The sequence below is a fragment of the Microbulbifer variabilis genome, assembly GCF_020524905.1.
Taxonomy (GTDB): domain Bacteria; phylum Pseudomonadota; class Gammaproteobacteria; order Pseudomonadales; family Cellvibrionaceae; genus Microbulbifer; species Microbulbifer variabilis_A.
Genome location: NZ_JAIVKI010000016.1, coordinates 1 through 25062 on the forward strand (window position 1 = coordinate 1; position 25062 = coordinate 25062).

16 protein-coding genes, 1 rRNA gene and 1 riboswitch are annotated in these 25062 nt (G+C 48.8%); of the genes, 14 read left to right on the forward strand and 3 right to left on the reverse strand.

From position 1 onward, the window contains the following. The first annotated feature begins 31 nt into the window (after positions 1-31). Both rrf and LC073_RS16180 read left to right on the forward strand, forming a co-directional pair. A 5S ribosomal RNA gene (rrf, locus tag LC073_RS16175) occupies positions 32-147 on the forward strand. Positions 148-657: 510 nt separating this feature from the next. After that, positions 658-2898: an Ig-like domain-containing protein gene (locus LC073_RS16180; protein ID WP_226648358.1), complete on the forward strand. Its 2241-nt coding sequence runs from the start codon at positions 658-660 to the stop codon at positions 2896-2898. A gap of 271 nt (positions 2899-3169) precedes the next feature. Here the strand turns inward: LC073_RS16180 and LC073_RS16185 are convergent, their stop codons facing one another. Continuing rightward, on the reverse strand, positions 3170-4828 hold the full coding sequence (locus tag LC073_RS16185) for an acetolactate synthase large subunit (RefSeq protein ID WP_226648359.1): 1659 nt from the start codon (positions 4826-4828) through the stop codon (positions 3170-3172). Positions 4829-5073: 245 nt separating this feature from the next. On the opposite strand from LC073_RS16185, the gene LC073_RS16190 reads away from it, so the two are divergent. After that, positions 5074-6630 carry a thioredoxin domain-containing protein gene (locus LC073_RS16190; RefSeq protein WP_226648360.1) on the forward strand — a complete coding sequence of 519 codons (1557 nt, stop codon included), beginning with the start codon at positions 5074-5076 and terminating at the stop codon, positions 6628-6630. Positions 6631-6717: 87 nt separating this feature from the next. Here LC073_RS16190 and LC073_RS16195 read toward each other — a convergent pair whose 3' ends face one another. Next, positions 6718-7659 carry an SGNH/GDSL hydrolase family protein gene (locus LC073_RS16195; RefSeq protein ID WP_226648361.1) on the reverse strand — a complete coding sequence of 314 codons (942 nt, stop codon included), beginning with the start codon at positions 7657-7659 and terminating at the stop codon, positions 6718-6720. A gap of 259 nt (positions 7660-7918) precedes the next feature. Continuing rightward, positions 7919-8017: riboswitch (TPP riboswitch) on the forward strand. Between the two features lie 85 nt (positions 8018-8102). On the opposite strand from LC073_RS16195, the gene thiC reads away from it, so the two are divergent. The 7 genes from thiC (at position 8103) to LC073_RS16230 (ending at position 15253) form a co-directional block, all read left to right on the forward strand. Then, on the forward strand, positions 8103-10013 hold the full coding sequence (thiC, locus tag LC073_RS16200; protein WP_226648362.1) for a phosphomethylpyrimidine synthase ThiC: 1911 nt from the start codon (positions 8103-8105) through the stop codon (positions 10011-10013). A gap of 108 nt (positions 10014-10121) precedes the next feature. Further along, entirely contained in the window at positions 10122-11198 is a 1077-nt protein-coding gene (gene thiO / locus LC073_RS16205; protein WP_226648363.1) for a glycine oxidase ThiO, read from the forward strand. Continuing rightward, positions 11198-11398: a sulfur carrier protein ThiS gene (gene thiS / locus LC073_RS16210; RefSeq protein WP_226648364.1), complete on the forward strand. Its 201-nt coding sequence runs from the start codon at positions 11198-11200 to the stop codon at positions 11396-11398. The genes thiO and thiS overlap by 1 nt, the downstream gene beginning before the upstream one ends. A gap of 5 nt (positions 11399-11403) precedes the next feature. Further along, the gene (locus tag LC073_RS16215; RefSeq protein WP_226648365.1) at positions 11404-12210 is read left to right on the forward strand and encodes a thiazole synthase; all 807 of its coding nucleotides are present in this window, start codon (positions 11404-11406) and stop codon (positions 12208-12210) included. A gap of 7 nt (positions 12211-12217) precedes the next feature. Beyond that, a complete protein-coding gene (gene thiE / locus LC073_RS16220) occupies positions 12218-13771 on the forward strand; it encodes a thiamine phosphate synthase (protein WP_226648366.1) in 1554 nt (517 codons plus the stop codon). Further along, positions 13765-14514 carry a HesA/MoeB/ThiF family protein gene (locus LC073_RS16225; protein ID WP_226648367.1) on the forward strand — a complete coding sequence of 250 codons (750 nt, stop codon included), beginning with the start codon at positions 13765-13767 and terminating at the stop codon, positions 14512-14514. The genes thiE and LC073_RS16225 overlap by 7 nt, the downstream gene beginning before the upstream one ends. Before the next feature lie 268 nt (positions 14515-14782). Continuing rightward, on the forward strand, positions 14783-15253 hold the full coding sequence (locus tag LC073_RS16230; protein ID WP_226648368.1) for a Dps family protein: 471 nt from the start codon (positions 14783-14785) through the stop codon (positions 15251-15253). A 52-nt stretch (positions 15254-15305) separates the two neighbouring features. Here the strand turns inward: LC073_RS16230 and LC073_RS16235 are convergent, their stop codons facing one another. Next, positions 15306-16193, reverse strand: coding sequence for a LysR family transcriptional regulator (locus LC073_RS16235; protein ID WP_226648369.1), 888 nt, complete (start codon positions 16191-16193; stop codon positions 15306-15308). A gap of 179 nt (positions 16194-16372) precedes the next feature. Here LC073_RS16235 and LC073_RS16240 point away from each other — a divergent pair, with 179 nt between their 5' ends. From LC073_RS16240 to LC073_RS16255, 4 genes are all read left to right on the forward strand, one after another. After that, complete coding sequence (locus tag LC073_RS16240; protein WP_226648370.1) at positions 16373-18352, forward strand: acetoacetate--CoA ligase; 1980 nt, start codon at positions 16373-16375, stop codon at positions 18350-18352. A 135-nt stretch (positions 18353-18487) separates the two neighbouring features. After that, positions 18488-18868: a hypothetical protein gene (locus LC073_RS16245; protein ID WP_226648371.1), complete on the forward strand. Its 381-nt coding sequence runs from the start codon at positions 18488-18490 to the stop codon at positions 18866-18868. A 287-nt stretch (positions 18869-19155) separates the two neighbouring features. Continuing rightward, complete coding sequence (locus tag LC073_RS16250; RefSeq protein ID WP_226648372.1) at positions 19156-20895, forward strand: autotransporter assembly complex protein TamA; 1740 nt, start codon at positions 19156-19158, stop codon at positions 20893-20895. Further along, a complete protein-coding gene (locus LC073_RS16255) occupies positions 20895-24908 on the forward strand; it encodes a translocation/assembly module TamB domain-containing protein (protein WP_226648373.1) in 4014 nt (1337 codons plus the stop codon). The genes LC073_RS16250 and LC073_RS16255 overlap by 1 nt, the downstream gene beginning before the upstream one ends. The last annotated feature ends 154 nt before the right edge of the window (positions 24909-25062 follow it).

Consider the following 25062-nt stretch of genomic DNA (forward strand, 5'->3'; position numbering starts at 1 on the left):
TATAAGACCAACGCCAACCCAAGCCAGTTTGCCTGACGACAATAGAGTTGTGGAACCACCTGATCCCTTGCCGAACTCAGAAGTGAAACGCAACATCGCCGATGGTAGTGTGGGGTCTCCCCATGTGAGAGTAGGTCATCGTCAGGCTTCTAATCCGAAAGGGCCACCCACTGGGTGGCCCTTTTTTTATGTGCGGAAAAATAGTTAATAAAATAATAAAAGCCGAAAATAGAAAAGGTTCCAGCCAAATTTATTCTCTTAATAATTTTGTTGGATGATTGATGATTAATGAAAATAGCTTCGTGATTTACACATACTGATGTTTAAGTTTGAGCTCGGTGTTTTTATGAGATTTTTTTTGACCTAAATCTCATCCTGATTATATTTTTGTGGAACAGTCGTACAGTATAGGCATAAAGAACTTGATTTTATTACAGTGATTCAGGATAGTCGCCCGTTGCCTTTTCTTGTGTGTTGAAGAGTTTTTTTAGCTGCTCTTATGCAAAACACGACAGATGTATCTTAAGGCTTCTCACTCGTATGAGTGGTAGATGATAGCTAAAGACGTATTCAGCCGTGTCGAGGAAGACTGTACATTCCCAGTTGGACAACAAAGGCTGTTGCCATTGGGCGCTAAAGATATTGAAGGATAGTTAGATGCACATTCTTACGCTGTACCAATCAATTTCGCGATGGTTTCTATTGCTGACCATTGCAGTTTCACTGGCTGCCTGTGGTGGTGGAAGTGGTGGAAGTGGTGGAAGCGATGACGGGAGTTCTGCCCAGGATCCAACTTCATCAGAAGCGGATTCCTCTTATAGCATTAATGTAGAGCTGCGTGATTTGGATACCGATGAGCTGGTTGCAAATCCTAACCCAGAAAAGCCAGTAAGCGTTCAGGTGACATTAAAGCGTGACAATGGTGATCCTGTTGCTTCTGCTAACGTAACTGTCACAACAACCTTGGGCGTGTTGACACCTAAGAGTGGAATAGTAAAGACCAATGATAGTGGCGTTGCATCCCTTGAGTTGGATGTCGAAGGACAAGAAGTTGGTAGTGCTGGAGAGATTGTTGTTGCCTACGAGAATATTAGTACAGACCAAGAGCCTTATTTGCCTCTAAGATTTAGTGTCGCAGAGCCTTCTCTGCAGCTTGGTTATTTGAATAGCAACAAACAGTTTGTGCCGGGTAATCTGGAGATTCTGACTCAAAATCTGTCTTCCAAGGGTAGTACACCAATCAGTGTCTTTGTACAAGGTCCTAATGGCGATCTCTATTCTAAGCGGATGGAAGTAGTATTTTCTAGTACTTGCAGCTTGAGCCAGCCAGCCGTTGCTACTCTTGACTCTCCGATTACTACAACAGAAGGTAAGGCAACTTCGACCTATACGGCTAAGGGATGCGAAGGTCAAGACAGCGTCACTGCTTCATTGGCGGCTTATCCAAGCATATCGGCCAAGGGTCAGCTATATGTGATGCCTCCTGAACTGGGTTCCATTGAGTTTGTCAGCGCAGAACCAAAGATTATCTCTATCCGGGGTAGTGGGGGTAAGGAGACGTCAACGTTGTATTTTAAGGTCTTAAGTAAAGATGATTTGCCAATTAGTGGGGCTAAAGTCAACTTCTCTTTGGCGACTGAGACGGGGGATGCGAGTCTTGTCAGCAACTTCGGGACGACCAATTCAGCGGGTGAAGTGAGTGTGTTAGTCTCTTCCGGTACCGTAGCTATGCCGGTTCGGGTAATCGCTTCGGTTACTGTTCCTGATGGAAAGTCCATTTCTACCGTGTCTGATGAGCTAGTCATCTCTGTAGGTATACCGGATCAGAATTCATTTTCTGTGGCTGCTAGCATCTTAAACCCGGGCGGTGACAGCTATGACGGTGCAACCTCGACAATCACCGTTAGGGCTGGAGATTTCTTTAACAACTCCATTCCAGATGGTACTGCAATCACTTTTACAACTGAGTACGGACGCATAACTGGGTCTTGTACTACTGTTGATGGTAATTGCTCTGTAGATTGGACTAGCCAAAACCCCCGCAAGCCAGCGAGTTATAAATTCCTTGATGACAATGGTCAAATGAGCTCGCTTCGAACGATTGAGAACACGGATTGTCCCGTTCCTGGTGTACCTAGTAGAGGAGCCCCTTGTCCGGTGAGTTTGGGACAGCCCTATGGTGCGAGGTCTTCCATTCTGGCATATGCACTGGGACAAGAGACATTTGTTGATGCGAATAGTAATGGGCGATTTGACACAGGTGAAGATTTTGAAGATTTACCGGAAGCATTTTTGGACCACAACGAAGACGGTGCGTTTGGTAACAAGGGCAATGCTGGAAGTTGCTATCTCGATGGTTGTCCAGAAGTGGCTGGTGATGAAGATTGGTCTGCGGATTTGAATAACAATCAGGTCTACGATCAAGGTAATGGTATTTATAACGGTGTTCTTTGTTCCGACGCTGCCGAAGCAGAGGGAACCTGCTCTAAAGAGCTGGTTCATGTACGTGGACAGGTGACGGTTCTGTTGGCGGGAAATCAACCCTACGGAATATTTCGCACAGTAGAGGGTGATTATTCTTATGAACCTGAAATTGAAACTTCAGTAGGGGAGTCGAGCAGACTTTCTTTCTATCTATCTGACAAGTACAACGGGCCTTTGCCTTTGAATACGAAGATTGAAATTGAATCAGATAAATGTAAGGTGGATCCAAAGACCAGTGCAGTTGGTAATACCAGTGCCTTTTTCCCTACTGTACTTTCTATCACAGTCAATGTTCCAGATGATGCAAAGCAAGGTTCTGAATACGTAAAGGTTAGAGTCACAGTCCCGGCACCGGAAGGTAGCTCAGGCACTAGCATTACTAGCTCCTGGCAGTTTAAATGCACTATTAACTAAGTTATCTCAGCTTGACGAATGTTTGGTTTCTGAGAGCGACTTTGATACTTACAGGGCTGCACTAGCGGCCCTGTCTTGTTTTGGAGGAGGCACATTTGAGAATTGCGGAGGTCAATTTGTCCTACTTTGTGAATTAAGTTCCTTGATAAGATTTTTTTGTAAATGAAATTTAGCTTAGAAAAATTTGTATGGATTTTCTATGTTGAAATTGAGAATAGAAATCAACACTTCTCATTTTTTGTTTAAAGCCTTAAAAATAAAAAGTCGGTATTCAAAAGTACTCCACGAGCTCTCCCAGGTGAGCTGTTAACTTATCATTTTCAGAATAATCAACAGGACAGGCAATCACAGAAACTGTATGTGAAGCTAGGGCTTGTTTCAGTGTTGGTAAGAGTTGATCGCTTTCTTCGATTAAATAAGCCGTTGCGCCAAAACTTTCAGCATATTTAACAAAATCCGGGTTTTGGAAATCGACATGGCTGTGATGCTTGAGTTCCAGATCCATTTTCCACTTGATGAGACCATAGCTGCTATCAACAAAAATTAAAATAACAATAGGAATGCTCTCACGGATTGCGGTTTCAATTTCTTGAGAGTTCATCATAAAGCTGCCGTCACCCATCACCGCGAGCACCCTGCGCTCAGGATAGGCGAGCTTGACACCAATGGCGCCGGGTAAGGCAAAGGCCATGGTGGCGAGCCCGTTGGAAATTAGACAGGTATTAGACTTGTAGGCAGGATAGAGCCGTGCCATCCACATCTTCACCGCACCGGTATCGGTGAGCACGATATCATCTGCCTCCATGGCCTCCCGAATATCTGCAACAACCCTTTGGGGTTTCATTGGGCAGGCATTAGAAATCTTACCACTGTCAATTTCTTTGGTTAATAATTTTTGTATTTTGTAATCTTCACTAGTCAGATTTGGCTTGGGTTTTACATGTTTGGTTAACTCTTTTAGAGAAAGGGATATATCTCCTTCTATACCTTGAGCAATATTGAAGTTGGCATCGACTTCCGCCGGAAAATTATGGATATAAATAATTTGTTTATCTGCCTTTGGGTTGATACGTGCTGGTGGCATCTCCTGGAGTTCATAGCCTACACAAACAACAACGTCGGCCGTATCAAAGCCAAAATTGGCATAGTCGTGAACCATAAAACCCATAACCCCCAGTGAGTTTGGATGATTTTCTGGCATGGTGCCCTTTCCATGGAATGTGCTGGCTACTGCTACATTTAGAGCCTCGGAGAATTGAATCAAAGCTTCCTGGGCATTAGCTCGGGCTGCTCCATGACCAACAAGTACAACAGGCCTTTGTGCATGGTTTAATATCTTTGCTGCATTCTTGATTTTATCCATAGGTGGGGCGGGGTTCTGCATGGTGTTAACAGGCAGTGGATGCTTATTAGTAGAAACCGCCATAGCTGCTATGTCTTCTGGAACACATAAGTAACAGGCTCCCGGCCGCTCTTCTTGGGAGGTTTTGAATGCTGCACGTAACAGTTCGGAGGTGGCCTCAGGATTTATGATCATCTTTGATGACTTAGTGACGGGCTCAAACATCTTCACTAGATCAATATATTGATGAGTTTCTTTATAAAGCCTGTCGATACCGGCCTGGGCACTAATTGCTACGAGGGGGGTACTATCGGCATTGGCATCAGCCACTCCCAGTAGCAGATTGATGGCTCCCGGACCAAGGGTTGCACAGCAGACGCCCGCTTTACCTGTAACTCGCCCATACATGTCTGCCATAAAAGCGGCTGCCTGTTCCGAACGGGCAAGGATAAATCGTAAACGAGAGCCATTTGTAGCATCGACAAAGTGGATATTCTCTTCTCCGGGAATTCCAAATATAAATTCAACCCCTTCATTCTCAAGGCAGGAAACCATCAGTTCTGAAACATTTATTGGAGTGTTATTCATAGATATTTCCTAGGCATGAAATTCGACTTTTTATCAAATAAGCGAAGACGCTAGTCGGAGGTGTTATCAAGAATAGGAGGTAATATAGTCATTTTGTCAAACTGTTCCTTTTTAATGAAATTACTGACAGGGACAAACTAAGGTCGCAATTTTTGAGGGATTTTGGCGCTTATCCTTTATTTATTAGGTTGCCTGCTAATAGCTTGTTAGGATCGGTATATAAAAAGAAAGAGAAAGGGTTATCCATGTGGCAGTTAAAACTTCTATTCCGGCTGGTAGTTCTGATTTCTCTTAGTTATATCGCGGTTGGATGTATGAAAAAGGGAGATGGCATAACAGCAACCTCTAAGCAAAACAACTCCTCTGGATTAGCTGCAAGGATTGATGGGCGGACAATTACTCTTCAGGAGCTAGATAGCACTTTAGAGTTGGCTTTGTATGATATTGCAGAGCAGGAATATGAGTTACGCCTGAACAAGCTCAATGCCTGGATAGATAAAAAAAACGGTAAAAATGTATCTGGTAAAAAAGTTGAAATTCTTTTGAATGCTCCTGAACCGCCTAGAATCAACTTGCCCACTTCTGATCAATCTATTCGAGGTAACGATGAGGCTCCTGTTACTTTAACGGTCTTCTGTTCCTTTCAGTCCCCTCACTGTAAAGCTATTCAACCTACTTTACGACGCCTTATGTCGACCTATAAGGGGTGGGTTAACCAGGCATACTTTGATTTTCCTCTTAAGTTTCACAAGGAAGGCATAAAAGCAGCTATGGCAGCACGCTGTGCAGATGATCAAGGTAGGTTTTGGGAGTACCATGATGCTTTATATGTACTAACACCAGAGATTGATGGGGATACCTATCCACAGTTAATCAAACAATTGGAATTAGATGCTCAGAAGTTCGAATTGTGTTTGTCTAGTGACGCTCCTAAACAAGCTGTAATCGAAAATAGGGACTGGGCGCTAAGTCTTGGGCTTAAAAATGTACCTGTTATTTTTATTAACGGCCTATATCTGAAAGGGCCACGTAGATTTGAGCAATATGCCTATTGGGTAGAGAAAGAGCTGCGGTCAATGGGCATAAATCCAAAAGAGACACATGTTTGGAAAGATGGTGAGACTATTGATGACCGAGATCTACCCGTCACCAATTTGCCACTTATTTTACTGGGGGTTAGCGAATCGAGTACTAAGAGCAAATCAAAGGCATTGATCGAAGTAAAAGAAACCGCCGCTAAATATTACAATGTAGGGCAAGAATTGTTAGCCGGTGCCTCATTGCTACGTATTCACCCAAGCTATGTCGTTATTGAAAGCAAAGCAGGTCTGGAAAAGTTACCTTTGAAAGGAAAGGAAGGCACAGATAGTTTACTGACATACTCCCACGAACAGAGTGCTGAATTAAAACGACGTATCGAGCAGCCTTTGGGGCCCGGTACCCGTAAGTTGATAGGTTCTTCAGGGGTTCTTACTCTAGGGCAATCCTGGCTGAGTAAACAGTTGGAGCAGCGGGAAGCTCTGGAGGCCAAGTTTATCGAAGCCGAATTGGAGGTAGAGGGATACCACCTGATGCGGCTCGAAGGCATCACGGGTAATGAGTTCTTCACCGCCCTGGGTTTTCAAGAGAATGATGTCCTAATGAGAGTCAATGATAGCTGGGTACATAGTGGTCAAAATACTCTATGGGAGGCCCTTGCTAGCGGTCAGATTATCGATGTGGCTTTTATGCGGAAGGGGTTGCCGCAACGAATACAATATGTTGTTGAAGAGCAGGGTTATTTTGAAAAGGATGCAAACTGAGAAACAATCGCTTGAGGTTGGTAAATAGTTATGGGCCCACTGAGGAAGTTTTCAGGAGGGCCCAATGTTCACCGAATGGACAACTAGTTATTTATCTGTATTACCCTGCCAAAGTAGATCGGCAACGATATTTTGGCCCTTAATACTGGGATGGAAACAGTCTCCACCACCAATATCATCTTTACCAAACAGGAAGGTGCCGGCATTTACCTCATCTTCACCAGTATACTCGGCTATTACTTCAACACCATTGGTACCATTATAGCTTTCCGCCTCCTCAACGAGAATTGCATTGTAGCGCCGTTGAGCTGCAGTAATTGCGTTATAGCGAGTGGTATAGTCCTCTCCATTCAAAGTACCGCCATTTGTGGCTATTTTGCAAATCCCAAAAGTTGACCAAACATTTTCACAGTTTACCCGGGAGTCGACTGACTGCTTAGCTAAGCCAGCTGCACGCAGATCTTGCACCCTTGGCACTGAGCCTAAAAGAACGGTAGACCCATTGGGAAGGCCGTCGACCAGTTTGTCCAAGCCTGCTTTAACCGCTGAGCGCCATTCATTATCGGTATATAAAGGATCATCACAGTGAGCGGGGTCGGCACAATCCCGGTTACAAATATCGTTCCCTCCAAGGATAACTTCTACGTGGTCGGCGATATTGGATTGGGATAAGATTCGATCAGCCTGAACGGCGAAATTTTTCTTTCCCCCCCGCATCTCTGCCCCTGACTCTGCAGCATTCTTATTCGCAGCCATATCGGGTGAAATGATTTTGTACCTATCGTAGATACTCTCTATATAGTCTTTATCACCATCAAACCAGGAATGTTCTGGTTGATCTCCTCCGAGGAGGCAAAATAGATCCCAGAAATACTTGTTACGGGTACAGTCTGCTCCGAACGCCATGGTAATACTGTCACCGGCGGCAACGGATTTGGAAGGGGCAGCTAAAGCTGTCGGTATCGACATAACACTTAAAACGAGTGTTGTTATAACTCCATATCTATTCCACATTGTATTTTCTCCCACACCGACTTTCGTCGTAGATCATTATTGTTTTGAAACTGGATCGGTGAACCCGTGCAGTTTAGGTTGAAGGGGGGAGAGTCGCGGAGCGAACAGTGGAGACCGATTAGTCAGGTTTTAATAAGTTGAAGTATGTTGAATTCTTGTCGTCTAGAACATTGATAATTTCTTGGTTGTAATCCCCATGGAGAATGCTCTTTGATAAATGCCAAAAGCGGAGATAGACCATCTGTTCATATTCTAGAGCTTCCACTATACTGCGCTCTACTTGTCGGAGTGCCTGTGGGCTGAGATCGCTATTGCGAGATCCGTTGAACCTGATCGGGGTAACCCCCGCGTAGGGAACAAGATCTGAAGTCGCCTGTTTTATTACATTTTGGTGGCTTTTCTCTTTGCGTGTGCCCTGGACGCTGCGACCTTTAAATTCCCAAGCTTTAAGGTTACGCATGTCCGAGATCATTGAACAATCCGGCAAAGCCGGAAAATCCACCCGCGCTGCCAGTCGCGATTCTGCTAAAGCATTTCTTGAGAACCTTACGGTTCAATCTTTTCCCAATTCACGTAAGGTGTATTTACCTGGGGAAACACCGGATATTCAGGTTGGTGCTCGCCAAATCTGCCTGGGGGATAGCGTGGTAGGTGGAGATGCAGATAATCCCCTTCTGGAGCCCAATGAGCCACTCACCGTATACGATACATCTGGGCCCTATTCTGAACCTGATTTCAAAGTCGATGTGCGCCAGGGGCTACCCAAGTTGCGTCAGGGATGGGTAGAGGCTCGAGGAGATACAGAGCAGCTGGATTCCCGCCAGGCCGCCTACAGTCAGAAGCGTATGGCAGACCAAGGGCTGGATCATATCCGTTTTGAAAATCTTCCCAGCCCGCGTCGGGCCAAATCGGGAAATAATGTATCGCAAATGCACTATGCCCGTCGCGGCATCATCACGTCGGAGATGGAGTTTGTCGCTGTTCGTGAAAATATGGGGCGCGCCAAACTCGCTTCGGAAATGAGTGAAAGTCATTATCAAAAGGCGCGCGATGGTATTTTTATTCCCGAGCAAATCACTCCCGAGTTTGTTCGCAGGGAAGTCGCCGAAGGCCGGGCGATTATTCCCGCGAATATCAATCACCTGGAAGTGGAGCCGATGATTATCGGGCGTAACTTCCTGTGTAAGGTGAATGCGAATATTGGCAATTCTGCAGTGACCTCTTCCATTGAAGAGGAGGTGGAAAAGCTGGTTTGGTCTACCAAGTGGGGTGCCGATACCGTAATGGATCTCTCCACTGGCGCCAATATCCATGAAACCCGTGAATGGATTTTGCGAAATTCTCCGGTGCCTATTGGCACAGTACCGATTTATCAAGCGCTGGAAAAAGTGAACGGTATTGCCGAAGACCTGAACTGGGATGTTTTTCGGGACACTTTGATTGAACAGGCAGAGCAGGGGGTGGATTATTTCACCATCCATGCTGGTGTGCTATTGCGTTATGTACCGCTTACAGCAAAGCGGATGACCGGTATTGTCTCCCGTGGCGGTTCTATTATGGCCAAATGGTGTCTGGCACACCATAAAGAGAATTTCCTCTATTCCCACTTCGAAGAAATCTGTGAAATCATGAAAGCTTACGATGTGAGCTTTAGTCTCGGTGATGGCCTGCGCCCAGGTTCCATCGCCGATGCCAATGATGAGGCACAGTTCGGTGAATTGCATACCCTTGGTGAGCTCACAGAAGTTGCCTGGAAGCACGATGTGCAGACCATGATCGAAGGACCTGGGCATGTGGCTATCCACAAGATCAAAGAAAACATGGATGAGCAGCTGAAGCACTGCCACGGTGCGCCTTTCTATACCCTCGGCCCATTGACTACGGATATTGCACCCGGTTATGACCACATCACCTCTGGCATAGGTGCAGCATTAATCGGCACCTATGGTTGCGCCATGCTCTGCTATGTCACGCCTAAAGAGCATCTGGGTCTCCCCAATAAAGAAGATGTTAAAGAGGGCTTGATGGCTTACAAGATTGCCGCGCACGCTGCGGATCTTGCCAAAGGACATCCGCGCGCGCAGAAGCGTGATGATGCGTTGTCCAAGGCCCGTTTTGAATTTCGCTGGGAAGATCAGTTTAACCTCGGTTTAGACCCGGAGCGGGCAAGAGCTTATCACGATGAAACTCTGCCAAAAGAATCGGGCAAAGTAGCGCACTTCTGTTCTATGTGTGGACCTAAATTCTGCTCAATGAAAATTACTCAAGATGTGCGTGATTACGCAGCCAAACAGGAAGCAGAGCGGGGAATGGAGGAGATGTCGATTAAATTTAAGGATATGGGCAGCGAGATTTATCACAAAGGCTGATGCGATTAAGGGGGAGGATAGCTCCCCCCAACCTTGAAATGCATGCGGTGGAGTAAAGGGAGTTTGCTATCGCCGGTATCTATTTGATTTTGTGAAGATAGGTGATCTGTGACAGGCAAAACCAAAGCCAGAATAGCTATTGCCGGTGGCGGTCTTTTGGGGCGGCTACTCGCCTGGCGGCTCAGTCGGCGAGACCTGGATATCACATTATTTGAGGCCGGCGATTTGTCGGCATCGGAAGGCGGTGCCTGCTGGACGGCGGCGGGGATGATCTCTCCACTGTCGGAGTTGGTGCACAGTGATAAACGGGTTTATTTGTTGGGGCTGCAAAGCCTCGAGCTTTGGTCTGACTGGTCCAGGCAGCTGGAGCAGCAGAGTGGACGCAAAGTGGAGTACCGTAGAGCGGGCTCGATACTGGTGGCTCACGGCAAGGACAGGAGTGAGTTATTGCAATTCCTGAGGGAGTTGCAGGGTAAGTTGGGCGAATCCGCGAGGGGGCAGGTGCAACTGCTGGATGCCAATGCACTGGTTGAGTTGGAGCCTGCCCTACAAAGCTTTGAGCAGGGCCTTTACCTGCGCGGCGAGGCGGATATCAATAATCAGTGCCTGTTACCCATAGTGCTCAGCATTTTACGCCAGCAAGGTGTAAATTTAAGAGAACACAGCAAAGTGAGTTGTGAAGCGGGACAAATTTCTCTTGCTTCAGGAGAAGAGCAATTTGACTGTGTAATCGATTGTCGTGGCCTAGGTGCCAAGGGGCAGATTGAGGGTTTGCGCGGTGTCCGTGGTGAGGTGATGGTGGTGGAGTCCCGGGAAGTGGTTTTACATCGCCCAGTGCGTCTGCTTCATCCACGCTACAAACTCTACGCCGTGCCTCGCAGTGATGGTCTCACTGTGATTGGTGCTACAGAAATTGAGAGCGAAGATCGGTCTCCAATTTCGGTACGCTCTAGTATGGAGCTCTCCTCTGCACTTTACTCCCTTAACCCGGCATTTGCCGAGGCTCGTATTGTGGAGACCCGAGTGAATTGTCGTCCTGCAACTATGGACAATATGCCATATATACACAATGAGGATGGGCTGGTTCGGGTAAACGGTCTCTACCGCCACGGCTATCTTTTAGCGCCGGCGATGGTAGAGCAGGTCGTGAATCAAGTAACGCAACAATTGTTACAGGTGGTTTGATGCAGGTATTAATCAATGGGGAAACTCACAGCCTCGAGTTTTCCATAAAACTCGCCGCACTTTTACTGGAGCTTGGTTATTGCGGGGAAACATTTGCCGTTGCGGTTAACGGTAGTTTTGTCGCCCGTTCGGAATATGGTAACACCCAGATTAATAACGGCGATAGCCTCGATATTGTTGCGCCAGTAGTAGGGGGTTAGAAAAGATGAGTGATCTATTAACGCTCTATGGAAAAACATTTAGTAGCCGGCTTCTGGTAGGAACGGCTCTATATCCATCCCCTGCAATTATGCGTCAATCGGTGCAGGCCTCAGCATCAGAAATTATTACCCTGTCTCTGCGTCGACAGAATCCAGCGCAGCAGCGGGATAATAGTTTTTGGAATTATATTCGCGAATTTGGTTGTCAGTTATTACCGAATACTGCCGGCTGTAAATCTTCCCGTGAAGCGATAGAGCTGGCAAAAATGTCCCAGGAGATTTTCCAGACAGATTGGATCAAGCTGGAAGTCATTGGCGATGATTACAACTTGCAACCTGACCCCTTTGGTTTGGTAGAGGCGGCGAGAGAGTTAGTTCAACTCGGCTTTAAAGTCTTGCCTTACTGCACTGATGATTTGGTCTTATGCCGCAAGCTTTTGGATGTGGGCTGTGAGGTATTGATGCCCTGGGGTGCGCCGATTGGCACCGGGCAGGGGCTTCTCAATAAGTATAATCTGCAAACACTGCGTGATCGCTTGAGCGATGTTCCGCTAATTATTGATGCTGGCATCGGTGCGCCATCACAGGCTACTGAAGCTCTGGAGATGGGGTTTGATGCGGTATTACTAAATACTGCTATTGCCAAAGCACAAGATCCTGTACGGATGGCACAGGCTTTTAAGTTGGCCGTAGAATCTGGGCGCATCGCCTTTAATTCGGGCCTGATGCTCAGGCGACAAACTGCCAGCCCCAGTACCCCCACCCTGGATATGCCATTCTGGCAGCAGGCAGAGAGTATGCTGCAAGAATAGGATGTTTATGCGAGATCAATTTCTAACGGAAAAACCCATCGCCTGGACTATTGCTGGCAGTGATTCTGGGGGCGGCGCCGGTATACAGGCGGACTTGCTGACTTTTGCCGACCTTGGCTGCCACGGTTGCAGTGCTATCACTGCCAATACCGCACAAAATACCGTGGAAGTCACTGCGATTAATGCAGTTTCTATAGGGGTGCTGGATTCCCAGCTGCAGACTTTACAGCGGGACTTATTCCCCGCAGTGATTAAAATTGGTCTACTGGCCAATGCCGATCAAGTCTTAGTGGTAGCCAATTTCTTACGCAAACTAAAAACGATACAACCGGTTACCATCATTTACGATCCGGTTGCCGTTGCCACCAGTGGAGCAGGACTCACTGAGGGTGATATTACCGCGCAAGTATTGGCTCAGTTATTGCCACAGTGTGATCTGGTGACCCCCAACTTACATGAATTGGAGTGGCTTACCCGGACGAGTACCACGGATGCGAAATCTATTTTGGAGGCTGCGCGACAGCTGTATTCTTTGGCAGGTACTGCGGTTTTGGTGACCGGTGGCCACACACTATTGCGGCCGGGTGAGGTTTCTGACTTGTTTTGGGATGGCGATAAGGCCGACTGGTTTATTGGAAGGCAAGTACCGGGTAATAATACCCACGGAACCGGCTGCACTTTATCCTCTGCTATTGCCGCTTGCTGTGCCCTCGGTTATCCCTTGAGAGATGCCTGCGTCGTTGGTAAGGCCTATGTACAGCGTGGTTTACGCCTTGGGGAGAATTCCCATATCGGCACTGGTGCCAGCCCCGTAGGGCACTGTGGCTGGCCGCTAGAGTTGGCGGATTTCCCTGAGATACTGGTAGCAGGTGAAGAGCGGGCGCAAGATTATGGCCTTAACTCTACCCAGCCATTCGTTCAAGGATTTGCTACCACCGATTCCCAGGCTTTGGGTTTATATCCGGTAGTGGATACTGTGGAGTGGTTGCAATGCCTCGCTGAACAGGGTGTGCGTACCTTACAGCTGCGAATAAAAACGCCCTGTGAGGATCTACGTGAGCAAATTAAGTGCGCCGTCGCTATCGGTAGGGCTTATAATTTGCGCCTGTTTATTAATGATTACTGGCAAGTGGCGATTGAATGCGGTGCTTATGGTGTTCATTTAGGGCAAGAGGATTTACAAGAGGCGGATCTTGCTGCGATCCAATCTGCGGGTCTAAAACTGGGTATCAGTACCCACGGTTTCTTCGAATTATTGTTGGCTTATCGATATCGCCCCAGTTATCTGGCGATCGGCGCTATTTACCCCACCAATACCAAGGATATGTCTGATCAGTTACAAGGGGTAGAGAAGCTTGCGCGAATGGTTGCACTTCTACCTAATTACCCGCTGGTTGCGATTGGCGGTATTAATCTACAGCGCGCACCAGAGGTTATTGCTACTGGTGTGGGCAGTGTCGCTGTGGCCAGTGCTATTACCAAGGCGGAAAATTATAAGTGGGCGGTTGCCGAATTGAATACCTTACTGGAAAGCAAGTGTACGGAGGCCGAGCCATGCTAACCAGCAAGGAGCTACAGCGCTACAGTCGCCAGGTGATGCTGTCTCAGGTGGGGGAAGAAGGACAGGAAAAATTGGCGGCGGCACGGGTACTGATCATTGGTCTCGGAGGCTTGGGTAGTCCGGCAGCACTTTACCTTGCCGCAGCAGGTGTCGGTGAGTTGCACCTAGTAGATGGCGATCATATTGATCTTTCCAATTTGCAGAGACAGGTATTGTACAAAACCAATCACCAAGGTAAATCCAAGGCACAGGTGGCGGCACAGCAGTTAACCGCAGCAAATCCCAATATTCGAATTTATGCGCATCCTCAAATGGCTGATGAAACCTGGCTTAGAGATCATGTTGCACAAGTGGATCTGGTACTGGATTGCACGGATAACCTGAAGATACGCTACCTGATAAATCAAGCCTGTCACGAAATCGGACGGCCAGTAGTGATGGCTTCGGCTCAGGGCTTTTCCGGACAGCTGATTAGTTTTGATTTTTCTAAGAATAAAAATCCCTGTTACGCCTGTCTGTTCCCACCCCAACAACAGGAAGATATTCCTAATTGCTCAACGATGGGGGTGGTTGGTCCGGTTTTGGGTATTGTTGGTAGTATTCAAGCTTTGGAAGCATTGAAAATTTTACTCAGTTTGCCGGCATCCAGCCTCGGTCAATTGTATTTAATCGAGGGTGAGACCCTGGCTATGCGGACACTAAAGCTAAATAAGTCTGAGAATTGTCCGGTTTGTTCTGTTTAGAAGTTGGCGCAACTCTGCAATAAATAATAATTTTTTAAATTTATCAGAGTGTCGGATATTTTTTTTGTGGTTTTTTTGAGAAATAGTTTCTAATTCCGAAGAGGGGCGTGACACATCTTTCTGATATTGTTAATGTGTAATTGAAAGCTGTGTATTTATAGATGTTGAATTTTGTGTCTTGGCTTTCATAGGCTCAATATTTGTATCTTTTTCAATACATTGACTTTTTTACAAAAACCCAACTCTTATACACGAGGGGCGCGTTGTTATGAAGAAAATTGACATTGGTATTAGTGAAAGTGACCGGGAAAAAATAGCTGGTGGCCTCAAGCACTTATTGGCAGACAGCTATACCCTATACCTGCAAACGCACAATTTTCACTGGAATGTCACAGGCCCGCTGTTTCGTGAATTACATCTGATGTTTGAGGAACAGTATACGGAGCTTGCAGCAGCGGTTGATGATATCGCCGAGCGTATCAGAACCTTGGGAGTTCCCGCCCCAGGCACTTACCAGGCATTTGCTCAATTGAGCTCAATTGAGGAAGTGGTAGAAATTCCTGCAGCCGAGGATATGGTTAAAATATTAACCGAAGGCCACGAGAGGGTCATTAAGACTTGCCGGGAAGTATTAAAGTCTGCGCAAAAAGGGGAGGATGAATCCACCCTTGCACTGGTGTCTGATCGCATGCAGGTGCATGAAAAAACTGCCTGGATGTTGCGGGCTACTAGTCAATAAGGCTGTTTTCAGTGCGGGCGTTTTGCCCGCACTGAAAAAATTATTTCGGTAATTATCCAGGATCTTGTTGAATACTTTGCAGAAAAGCGCTGGCCGCAGCCGAAAGCGTGCCGCGGCTTTTCATCAATATACCGACCTCCTGATATACAACAGGAGCGGAAAGAGGATGGCAGTGCAATCCGTACTCGAGCATCTGTCCTTCGCACAGGCTCGGTACCGCACTTACGCCCATATTGGCTCGAATCAATTGCCCGATAGTACTGAGCTGATTGGCTTCACACAGGTAGCGGGCCACCTTGCCACAGTTTGCAAAGGCCTGCTCTGTCCAACGGCGCACAGCAGATCCCCTGTTCATAGAAATAAACGGGTATGCCGCCAGGTCGCTCCAGCGCAGCGCCTCTTTGCTGGACAGAGGGTGCTGCGGAGGAGTAACCGCGATAAAGCGATCCCGCTCCAGGGGGAAAAAATCCAAGCCGCCGAGATCCTCCGGGCGAAAACTGATGCCCAGTTCTGCGCGTCCCTCTTGCACTGACTGTACGACGCCCTCCATCACAATATCTTCCAGCACAATGTTGATCTGGGGATTGTCCCGATGAAAGCTGGCCAATAATTCGGGTAGGCGATTTAGGGCGAAGGCCGGGATTACCGCCAATAACAACTGCCCACGATTGAGGCGAAAGCGCTGCTGAATGGCATCAAGAGATTGGTCCCAGTTGTTAAGCAGTTGCTCTGCGCGGGTTAGGAATTCACGGCCCTCAGGGGTCAGCACGAGTTGACGGCTATCGCGACTGAACAGCGGCCCCCCGGTGGCGTCTTCCAGATTGCGAATAGCCACCGACAGCGCCGGCTGGGAGGTATGTAGTTGTGCGCTGGCCTGAGCCAGGCTGTGGCTGCGCGCAACGGCTACGAAGGCACGGAGCTGTTTTATAGTGGCACTCACTGGGGCTCCAGACTGATAACCGGGTTCCCGGTAAGGTTTCAGGAAAGGTTAAGGTTTATTTAATAAACCTTCGAAAGATTAAAATAGTTTAAAGTTGTAGGGCAAGGCATGATTGCCGCTTTCGCCCAGTAAGTGGGTGTAGAAACACCGAGAATAATGAACCCATAAGGCCTGCTGAAATGAAGGACAATACACAACCCCTCTGGCAACCGAGCCCCGAGGCCATTGCCGCTACCCAGATGGATGAGTTCCGCCGCCTGATCAACGAAAGGCACCAGCTGCAGCTACAAGACTACAGCGCGCTCTATCAGTGGTCTGTAAAGGAGAGGGAAACCTTTTGGAGCGACTTATGGGATTTTTCCGAGGTGCAAGCCAGTACGCGTGGTGAAGAGGTATTGGGCCGTGACAGTATGCCGGGCGCAGAGTGGTTCCCTGGTGCCCGCCTCAACTTTGCCGAGAATCTTCTGCGTTTCCGCGACGATAAGCCGGCCTTGGTTGAGCGCCTGGAAAACGGCAGCCGACGCCAGCTCAGTTATGCGCAGCTGCACAGTCGGGTAGAACGCCTTGCCGCAGCCCTGGCGGATCAAGGGATTTGCAAAGGGGATCGGATCGCTGGCTTTATGCCGAATGTGATCGATACCGTAGTGGCCATGTTAGCAGCCACCAGCCTCGGGGCGATTTGGACTTCCTGTTCACCGGATTTTGGTATCAATGGGGTATTTGACCGTTTCGGTCAGGTGGGGCCAAAAGTACTGTTTGCCTGCGAAGGTTATTTCTATAACGGCAAGGTGATCGATTCCCTGCCGCGCCTGCGTGAAATCATTGCCCGGATCGATTCCATCGAGAAACTGGTAGTAGTACCGGTTGCCCGCTCTCAGGAGGAAACCAGCCAGGTTTTGCTGGCGGACCCTCTGGAGAAAGCAGTCATATTGCAGGACTTTGAAGCAGCGGCGCCCGAGCGCGAACTCTCTTTTGTCCAGACCGCTTTCGATCACCCCCTCTACATCATGTACTCCTCCGGTACCACCGGGGTGCCCAAGTGTATAGTGCACGGCGTGGGCGGCACTTTGCTGCAACACCTTAAGGAGCATCGCCTGCACTGCGATCTGCGTCGCGAGGATACGCTATTTTACTTCACCACATGTGGTTGGATGATGTGGAATTGGCTGGTAAGCGGCCTGGCCTGCGGCGCCACCCTGATCTTGTTTGACGGTTCACCTTTCTACCCACAGGCAGAGAGCCTGTGGGATATGGCAGATGAAGAGGGTATCAGTGTATTCGGTACCAGCGCCAAGTATCTTGCTGCATTGGAGAAGAGCGGCTGTAAGCCCCGTGAGAGTCATAAGCTGCAGCGGTTGCGCGCGGTTTTATCGACAGGGTCGCCCCTGGCTCACGAAGGCTTCCGCTATGTATATCGGGATATTAAGGAAGACCTGTGTCTATCCTCTATCTCCGGTGGCACCGATATTGTGTCCTGCTTTGCCCTGGGTAATCCAACCCTGCCGGTCTATGCGGGAGAGTTACAATGTCGCGGTCTGGGTATGGCCGTGGAAGTTTGGGATGATGAAGGGCAGTCGGTAATAGAGGAGAAGGGAGAGCTGGTGTGTGCCAAGTCTTTCCCCTGTATGCCAATTGGTTTCTGGAATGATCCCGATGGAAAGAAATATAACAGCGCTTACTTTGAAAACTGGCCGGGTGTTTGGGCGCATGGGGATTATGCGGAGATCACCGCCCATGATGGCGTGATCATTTACGGTCGCTCCGATGCAGTACTGAATCCCGGTGGTGTGCGTATCGGCACCGCTGAAATCTATCGCCAGGTAGAGAAAGTAGAAGAGGTGCTCGACAGCATCTGTATCGGCCAGCAGTGGCATGATGATGTGCGAGTAGTGCTGTTTGTGGTGCTGCGTGAAGGGGTTGAGCTGGATGAGGATCTGGTGCAGAAAATCCGCTCCACCATTCGCGCCAATACTACCCCACGCCATGTGCCGGCTAAAGTGATTCAGGTGGCCGATATTCCGCGAACTATTAGCGGAAAAATTGTCGAGTTGGCGGTACGCAATGTGGTGCATGGTCAGGCGGTTAAGAACAAGGAAGCTCTCGCTAATCCAGAGGCACTGGCACTGTTCGAAAATCTTCCTGAAATGATAGAAGAATAAGGCTCCTGAGTTTTTGGGGTGCTATGGGTATTGGCACTGGGGAAGGGTACGTAGGCGGTCGTCATTTTGTTTGTGTCGGTTCTGCGCTACTCTTGCCCTCTAGTAAAACTAATAAATTCACGGCGAAGAACAAGTATGGTTACATATCTCTACTGGGCAGCGGTTATTGCCCTGGTTATTCTCTCTCTCTTTATCGGTAGCCGTATGGGAAGCCTTAAAATTGGCGCCATTGCGGCCGCAGTTTTCTTCCTCGCCGGGTGGCTGGCGTATTACTTCCACTACGAGCAAGTCTTTGTGAAGCGCTTTGGCGGCGTGATGAGTATTTCTGTGCCCGAGGGCTTCCGTCATATTGGCGCCACTTGGAAAGAGGATAATCTATGGGTTGAGAATTACGACCCCAGTACCAACCAGTGTATTTTCACTGAGTATTCAAAGGGTAATATCCTAAAGGGGCGGGTTATCATCAAGGATTGTAACCCCCTGCTTGGCAGCCCTAGTTCCAGCACCCAGCCATAAATCATTTATAGATTTTAGGTCCGGCACGAACCTGAGAAAAAGCCAGCAGGTCCGCATGCTTACGTCGGTATTTTGTGAGCGACCATAAAATACCCCAGGCTATGAATTGTTTGTGTCGACAAATTTTACCTGGGCATTAGTTGTCCGGGGCAAATTCAGATGTTAAGGGAATGGACTCCCAGTAGTTGGCGGAGTAACCGCTGTGGACAACGGATAAAATTTTGCGAATTCTCTGTGCATCTCTGTTAGTCGCTTTTGTTCTGCTTCCCCCGCCGCAAGCGCAGGCGGTGAACATTCCTTTTTTTTCCAACCTGCCCAATTTTACTCTTTCTGTACAAGGGGACAAAAAATTACGGGCCACCCTGCGAAAAGAGCTTGAAGAACTGCGCAAAAATAGCAGCGCCCTCGAAAGTTACGAAGCCCCGCGTGATATCGCTCACTACGAGCGCGGCAACCTAGAAAAACTCCTTCGCTCCGAGGGTTACTACGATGCTATTGTGCGTGAATCTGTAGGGGGCCGAGAAATAAATTACCAGGTGATACCCGGCCCACGCTATTTAATAAAAAGCCTGGATATCAATATGCCCGCCGGCTTAAGGGCGGGATTTCCAGGGTTGCCGATTGGGGTTGGCGACCCACTGCGTGCAAATGAGGTGCTTGAGGGTGTGCAGACTATTACCCAGTATCTCAATAATAATGCCTGCCTGCTTAATGTGGATGTCACCTACCAGGCCACAGTGATTCACCAGGAGGCCGCCGCACGACTGGAATATCGAGTGGCGCCGAGCCCGGAGGTGATGGTGGGGGATGTACAGATTCTCGGTGCGACTTCGGTAGAGGAGGATTACCTACGGGATAAATTGAATATCAATCCCGGAGACTGTTTTAGCCGCAGCAAGCTGGATGCGGCTCAATTGCGTCTGCTGCGTACCAATCTGGTCACCAATGTTACCAGTCAGGTATCTGAGCCATACGGCGGTCTTGTTGATATAAATTTTATTGTACAGGAACGCAATCATCGCACGGTGACTCTGGGGGTGGGTTACACCTCTGATGAGGGCGCCGGAGTTTCCGCCAGCTGGGAGCACCGCAACATATTTCACCGTGGTGAGAAGCTGGAGATATCCAGCAAGGTGAACAAGGTGAAGCAATCCTTGGAGAGCAAACTCAGTATCCCGCGTTTTTTCAATGATAAGCAGCGCTTTACGAGTAGTGTGGGTTTGACTGGTGAAGATGTGGATTCCTACACTTCCAGGGCCTTGACTCTAAAAGGGTTGGTGTCACGTAAGTTGAGTAAGCACCGCACAATCAGTGCAGGGGCTGAACTGAAGTTCAGTCGCGTGGATGAGAAAGTGGATGGTGCTGTGGAGGATGGAGACCCGGATGAAAATTACCATTTGTTGGCATTTCCCCTCGGATTTAAATTAAACACCACAGATAAGCCTCTGGATGCTCGACGCGGCGCCACCTCAGCACTGGAAGTAAAGCCTTATATTGATCTCAAAAATAACAGTACTTCCTTTGTCAAAAATATCCTGCAGTTAACCGCTTATAAAACTGCGGAATCAGCGCGCTATGAGCCAACTCTGGCGCTGCGTATCAAAGCGGGGGCCATTACCGGCGCACCCAATTTGGAGTTGCCTGCGGATGAGCGCTTTTATGCCGGCGGCGGTGGTTCGGTGCGCGGTTACGGCTACCAGGAGTTGGGGCCGAGACTCTTGGAAATTAATGAAGATGGCCAAGAAAGCTTGTCCGATGCGATTGGTGGCCGCGGTCTCAGCGAAGTTTCAATTGAAGGACGCTTCCGCTTTAGTGAAACATGGGGTGGAGTTTTTTTTCTCGATGGGGGCAACGCTTATGAAAACCCGCGGCCCAACTTTTCCAACCTCTTTTGGGGGGCGGGTTTTGGAGTCCGTTACAACACCTCCTTTGCGCCCATTCGCTTTGATTTGGCGTTTCCCCTGGACAGGCGTGACGGTGTAGATGATCACTACCAGGTATATGTCAGTTTGGGGCAGGCCTTTTGATGTCCAAATTGAGAGGGTTTATTCTGGGCTTACTTCGTGCCTTTGGTGCTTTTCTTCTAGGCTTGTGGCGCTCCCTCAGAGCAGGGGGGGCAGTAATCACGGGCTTGTTGCTATTTATTCTGCTTACACTGTTCTATTTTCTTGGCACTGAGCAAGGTAGGGTCAATCTAACCCGCACAGCTTTTTATGGTGCAGAGCAGGCGATAGACGGCCTTACTATCGAAGCCGAAGGAATAGCCAGTGAGCGCCTTGGGGCCTGGTTTTTTGAACGCTTGCGGATCAATTTTGATAGCAACACCCTAGCCGATGGAGAACGGTTAGAATTCAAACTACAGAGTTTTTCCCGCAATCCCATCAATATTGAGCGCATCGCCGCTAATGACTTTCTGTTTAACCTCGATGTACTGGATGAGCTACTTAAATCCTTGGCACGAGCGGAAGAAGATGCAGTCCAAGTTGTGGACGAAAGTGATAGTGGCATCGCTAGCAGTTGGGAAACCCTGTTACCGAGTTTTCGCCTGGGAGAATTAAAACTTGAGCGCCTGCAGTTAATCAGTAGCAAGGTACCCGATATTCCCACGGTCTCGGTATTTGGCAATACCCTGTATCGATGGGAGGGGCAGCCCACCCAGCTGCAATTGGAAATTCGCGAAATAAATGGTGGGGAACTGCAATTTATTGCCGAGGGGCGCGAACAACAACCGGGCCGATTTGTTCTGGATTTTTCTGCCAGTGAGAAGGCTCAGGGTTTTGTTGGCCGTCAGTTGCAATTACCGCAAGGGCAGGCCCTGGATGCGCACGGTAAAATTTCTCTGCGTCGCCGTGATAAGCAGTTATTTGTAGATATTGAATCTCTTTCCTCCCCACTTTCCCAGCATCAATTAGGATTGACGGGTAGCGTACAAATTGACCTTTTCCCCTGGCGTTTATACACCGAGGGTATCTGGTTGCAAGTAGATGGCCGGCGCAGCACCTTGTCTGGCAATGTCAGTGCCAATGATATTAATGCTGAGCTCCACCTCAATCGCTTGCCGATCACTCTTTCTCGTCCATGGCAGGATGTACTGAGTAGCGGATGGCTCAGTGCCGAAGTCACCCTTAGCGGAGCATTGGCACGGCCTAATATCTCCGGTCAGGTAAAACTTAACAGCAGCTACCGGGATCAGCCCCTGAACCTGGTGGGAGGAGTGAATACTACCCAGGGTGTTATCCAGCTAGAGTCTTTACAACTGGAGTTTGCCGGTGCAGAGATTCGCACAGCGGGCACTATCGATACTGAAAATAAAACTCTGGATTTGGATGTGGCAGCGCAAGAGCTTGGCGTTGAAGAGATACGTCGGCTGCTGTCCTCCCTGCCGCAAACAGAGAACATAAATATTCCAAATGACTTTTCCGGCACCCTGCATCAGTTGCAGGCGCGAGTCAAAGGGCCTTGGGATAAACCCAATTTTGAAGGGGTCCTGAGCGCTGTTACCGTCTATCGGGATTTACACAATGAGCTGTCGGCCAAGATCGATGGCAACTTGCAGGGACTAACAATTACAGACCTGAGCTTGGCGGGCGAAAAGCTGAATGTCCTCGGCGGTGGCACTGTGGATATCGAGGCGAAAGCGCTAAATTTACAGCTCAAACTGGATATTCGAAACCTCCATCCCTATGAAGATCTGGGCCTGACTTCTGCGCAGGGGGTAACTCTGAGCCTGCAGGGGCAGGTCGGTGTGGAGGGCCCCTGGTCCAATCCACGCCTGAATGCCAGCCTGGAATCTGATGGCTTGGTTCAAGAATATCGCTATAACTTGAAAGGCGATGCCAGTGGAGATCTGGAAAAAATTGATCTGCAGGGTTTGCGCTTGGAGCTCTTTGCCAACGGCACCTTGAACTATTTTGGCTCGAGGCAGTTTCGCGGGCCTCAGTCGCCAGTGATTATTCCAGGAATTGAGAAGGGAGCCGTACAGCCCGCACAGAGCGAGAGTCGTCTGACGGCCTTGGCCGAGGAAGCTCAGCGTCTGGGGCGGCAGGGCGTTGTACTGGTAGAGGCACAGGGAGTAGTCGAACCAAAGAAAGATCGGCTCCAAGTGGGGGTGAATGTGCGCAACTTGCCCCTGAGTTTGGTGGAAGTGGTTGGGTTGCCACTACCCAATACTCTTGAAGGTGAGCTGAGCCTGGATGGCGAAATTAACGGAGCACTGACCAATCCAGAGGTGCGAGCTAGTGTGCTGGCCCAGGGAGGCTATCGCTATGAGCCCTGGAAATTACAGGGAACCTTGGATTATGCCGACAAGAGTTTGGTTGTCGAAGGCTTGGAATTTTTATGGGCGGGGCGCAATCAATTGTGGGCCCACGGCAGCCTTAATGAGCAGCGCCTGGACTTACAAATTCAGGGCCGGGCCTCCCTGGAGGACCTCTCCCAGGAGGTGCCATTCAATATGCCCAATCAAGGTGAAGTCATCCTGCACGCAAGTGTAACCGGCAGTCCTCAGCAGCCCGAACTTGAGGGTGATCTTCGCCTCAGCGGCTATATGCCTGGTAGGGAGAAGGGGAAGGTTCAGGTACAACCGCTCTCTATGGCCCTGGAATGGCATACCGAGGGTGGGGAGTTACAGCTGTCACTGGTGGCTGATCACGACAATCGGCGTGCGATAGATAGTAGCGCCAAGCTGCAGATTGCGCCGATCGTTGAGCGACTGTTCGCCGATAACCCAACCGAGCCGATGAGCGAAGTACCTCTGCAATTGGTAAGTGGTGGTACTGCGGACTTGTCGGTGGTTGCGGAATTTATGGACCCCAGGGTAAATGTTTTGCGAGGGTTGCTGAGCTTTTCTGCTGATGGTACCGGCACTTTGGGCAATCCCCGCCTTAATGGCGCGATAGAACTGAGTGGGGCCAGCTATGAACACCGTCCCAGCCATACCCGTATCGCCAATATTGATTTTTATGCGCGCCTGACACCACAGGAGTGGCGTATTGAGAGGGGGAGCGCCACTGTTGTCGATGGTGGCAGTATAAACCTGGGCGGGGTCATATTTTTCCCCGGACAGGCCCCGGCGAGGATGGATCTCAGCCTGAATCTAAAACGGGCCCATTTACTGAACACACCTGCGGTGCGCGGTGCTATTAGCGGGCAGGCGACTCTGACCGGTACAGCGGAGAATGCTCAGGTTGCAGGTCGCTTCACTTTGCGTCCTTTATCTGTACAAATTGAACAGTGGATCGGTAGTACTGTGCCGGAAATACAGGTGACGGAAGTTCAAGTAGATGGCGAGCAGATGGAACGCACTCCGCCACTACTCAGCAAATTAGGTTTAGCTGTAGAAGTAATTTTGGATCAGCAATCCTACGTGCGCGGCCTGGGGCTCAATTCCCAATTGCGTGGCCAGGTAAATATTCAAGGGACTGCAGCCAAGCCTGAGGCCTCAGGTAAATTGACCATTGTGCGGGGCAGTTTCGATTTACTCGGCAAGAAATTTGATTTACAAGAAGGGGAGATACGCTTCGAAAATAATGAGGTTGCCGTTAATGTCGAGGGGGTATATGAACACAGTGGTGGAGAGATTACCGCAACGATCTCCGGCAATACCTCCGACCTGGATATTAACTTTAGCTCCGACCCTTCGGCCTCCCAGGATGAAATCTTAGCGCAACTGCTTTTCGGCAAGTCGCTTTCAGATATTTCTCCGCTGCAAGCTGTGCGTTTGGTCAGCGTAATACGAAGCCTGCAAACTGGCCGTGCATCTCTGGATCCTGTGGCTAAAACCCGTGAATTATTGCGTTTAGACACCCTCAATATCGAGCGAGCTGAAGGAGATGAGGGGGATGAGTATGCCCTTAGTTTGGGTAAATACATCACCAACCGGATCTATGTGGAGTTACAGCGCAGTACCGACCCCTTAAGCCCCTGGCAGGCCGAGATGCAGATAGAAATTCGCGATAATCTTAATCTTGAGTTTAAAACGGCTGACCAAGGTGATAGTGGTTCTGGTAGTGTGGAATTACAGTGGAAGAAAGATTATTAATTTGAAATTAGTGGTAGTTATTAAAAGTTATCAATAAGTATATGATGGGTTACTTTCGACTTGGCGGTTAATAACTTGGATTGTTTACTTCGTTTTAAAGGTAATCTATGACTGGATCATAAGTTGACCCAGTCATTTAGCCAGCCTGTGATGT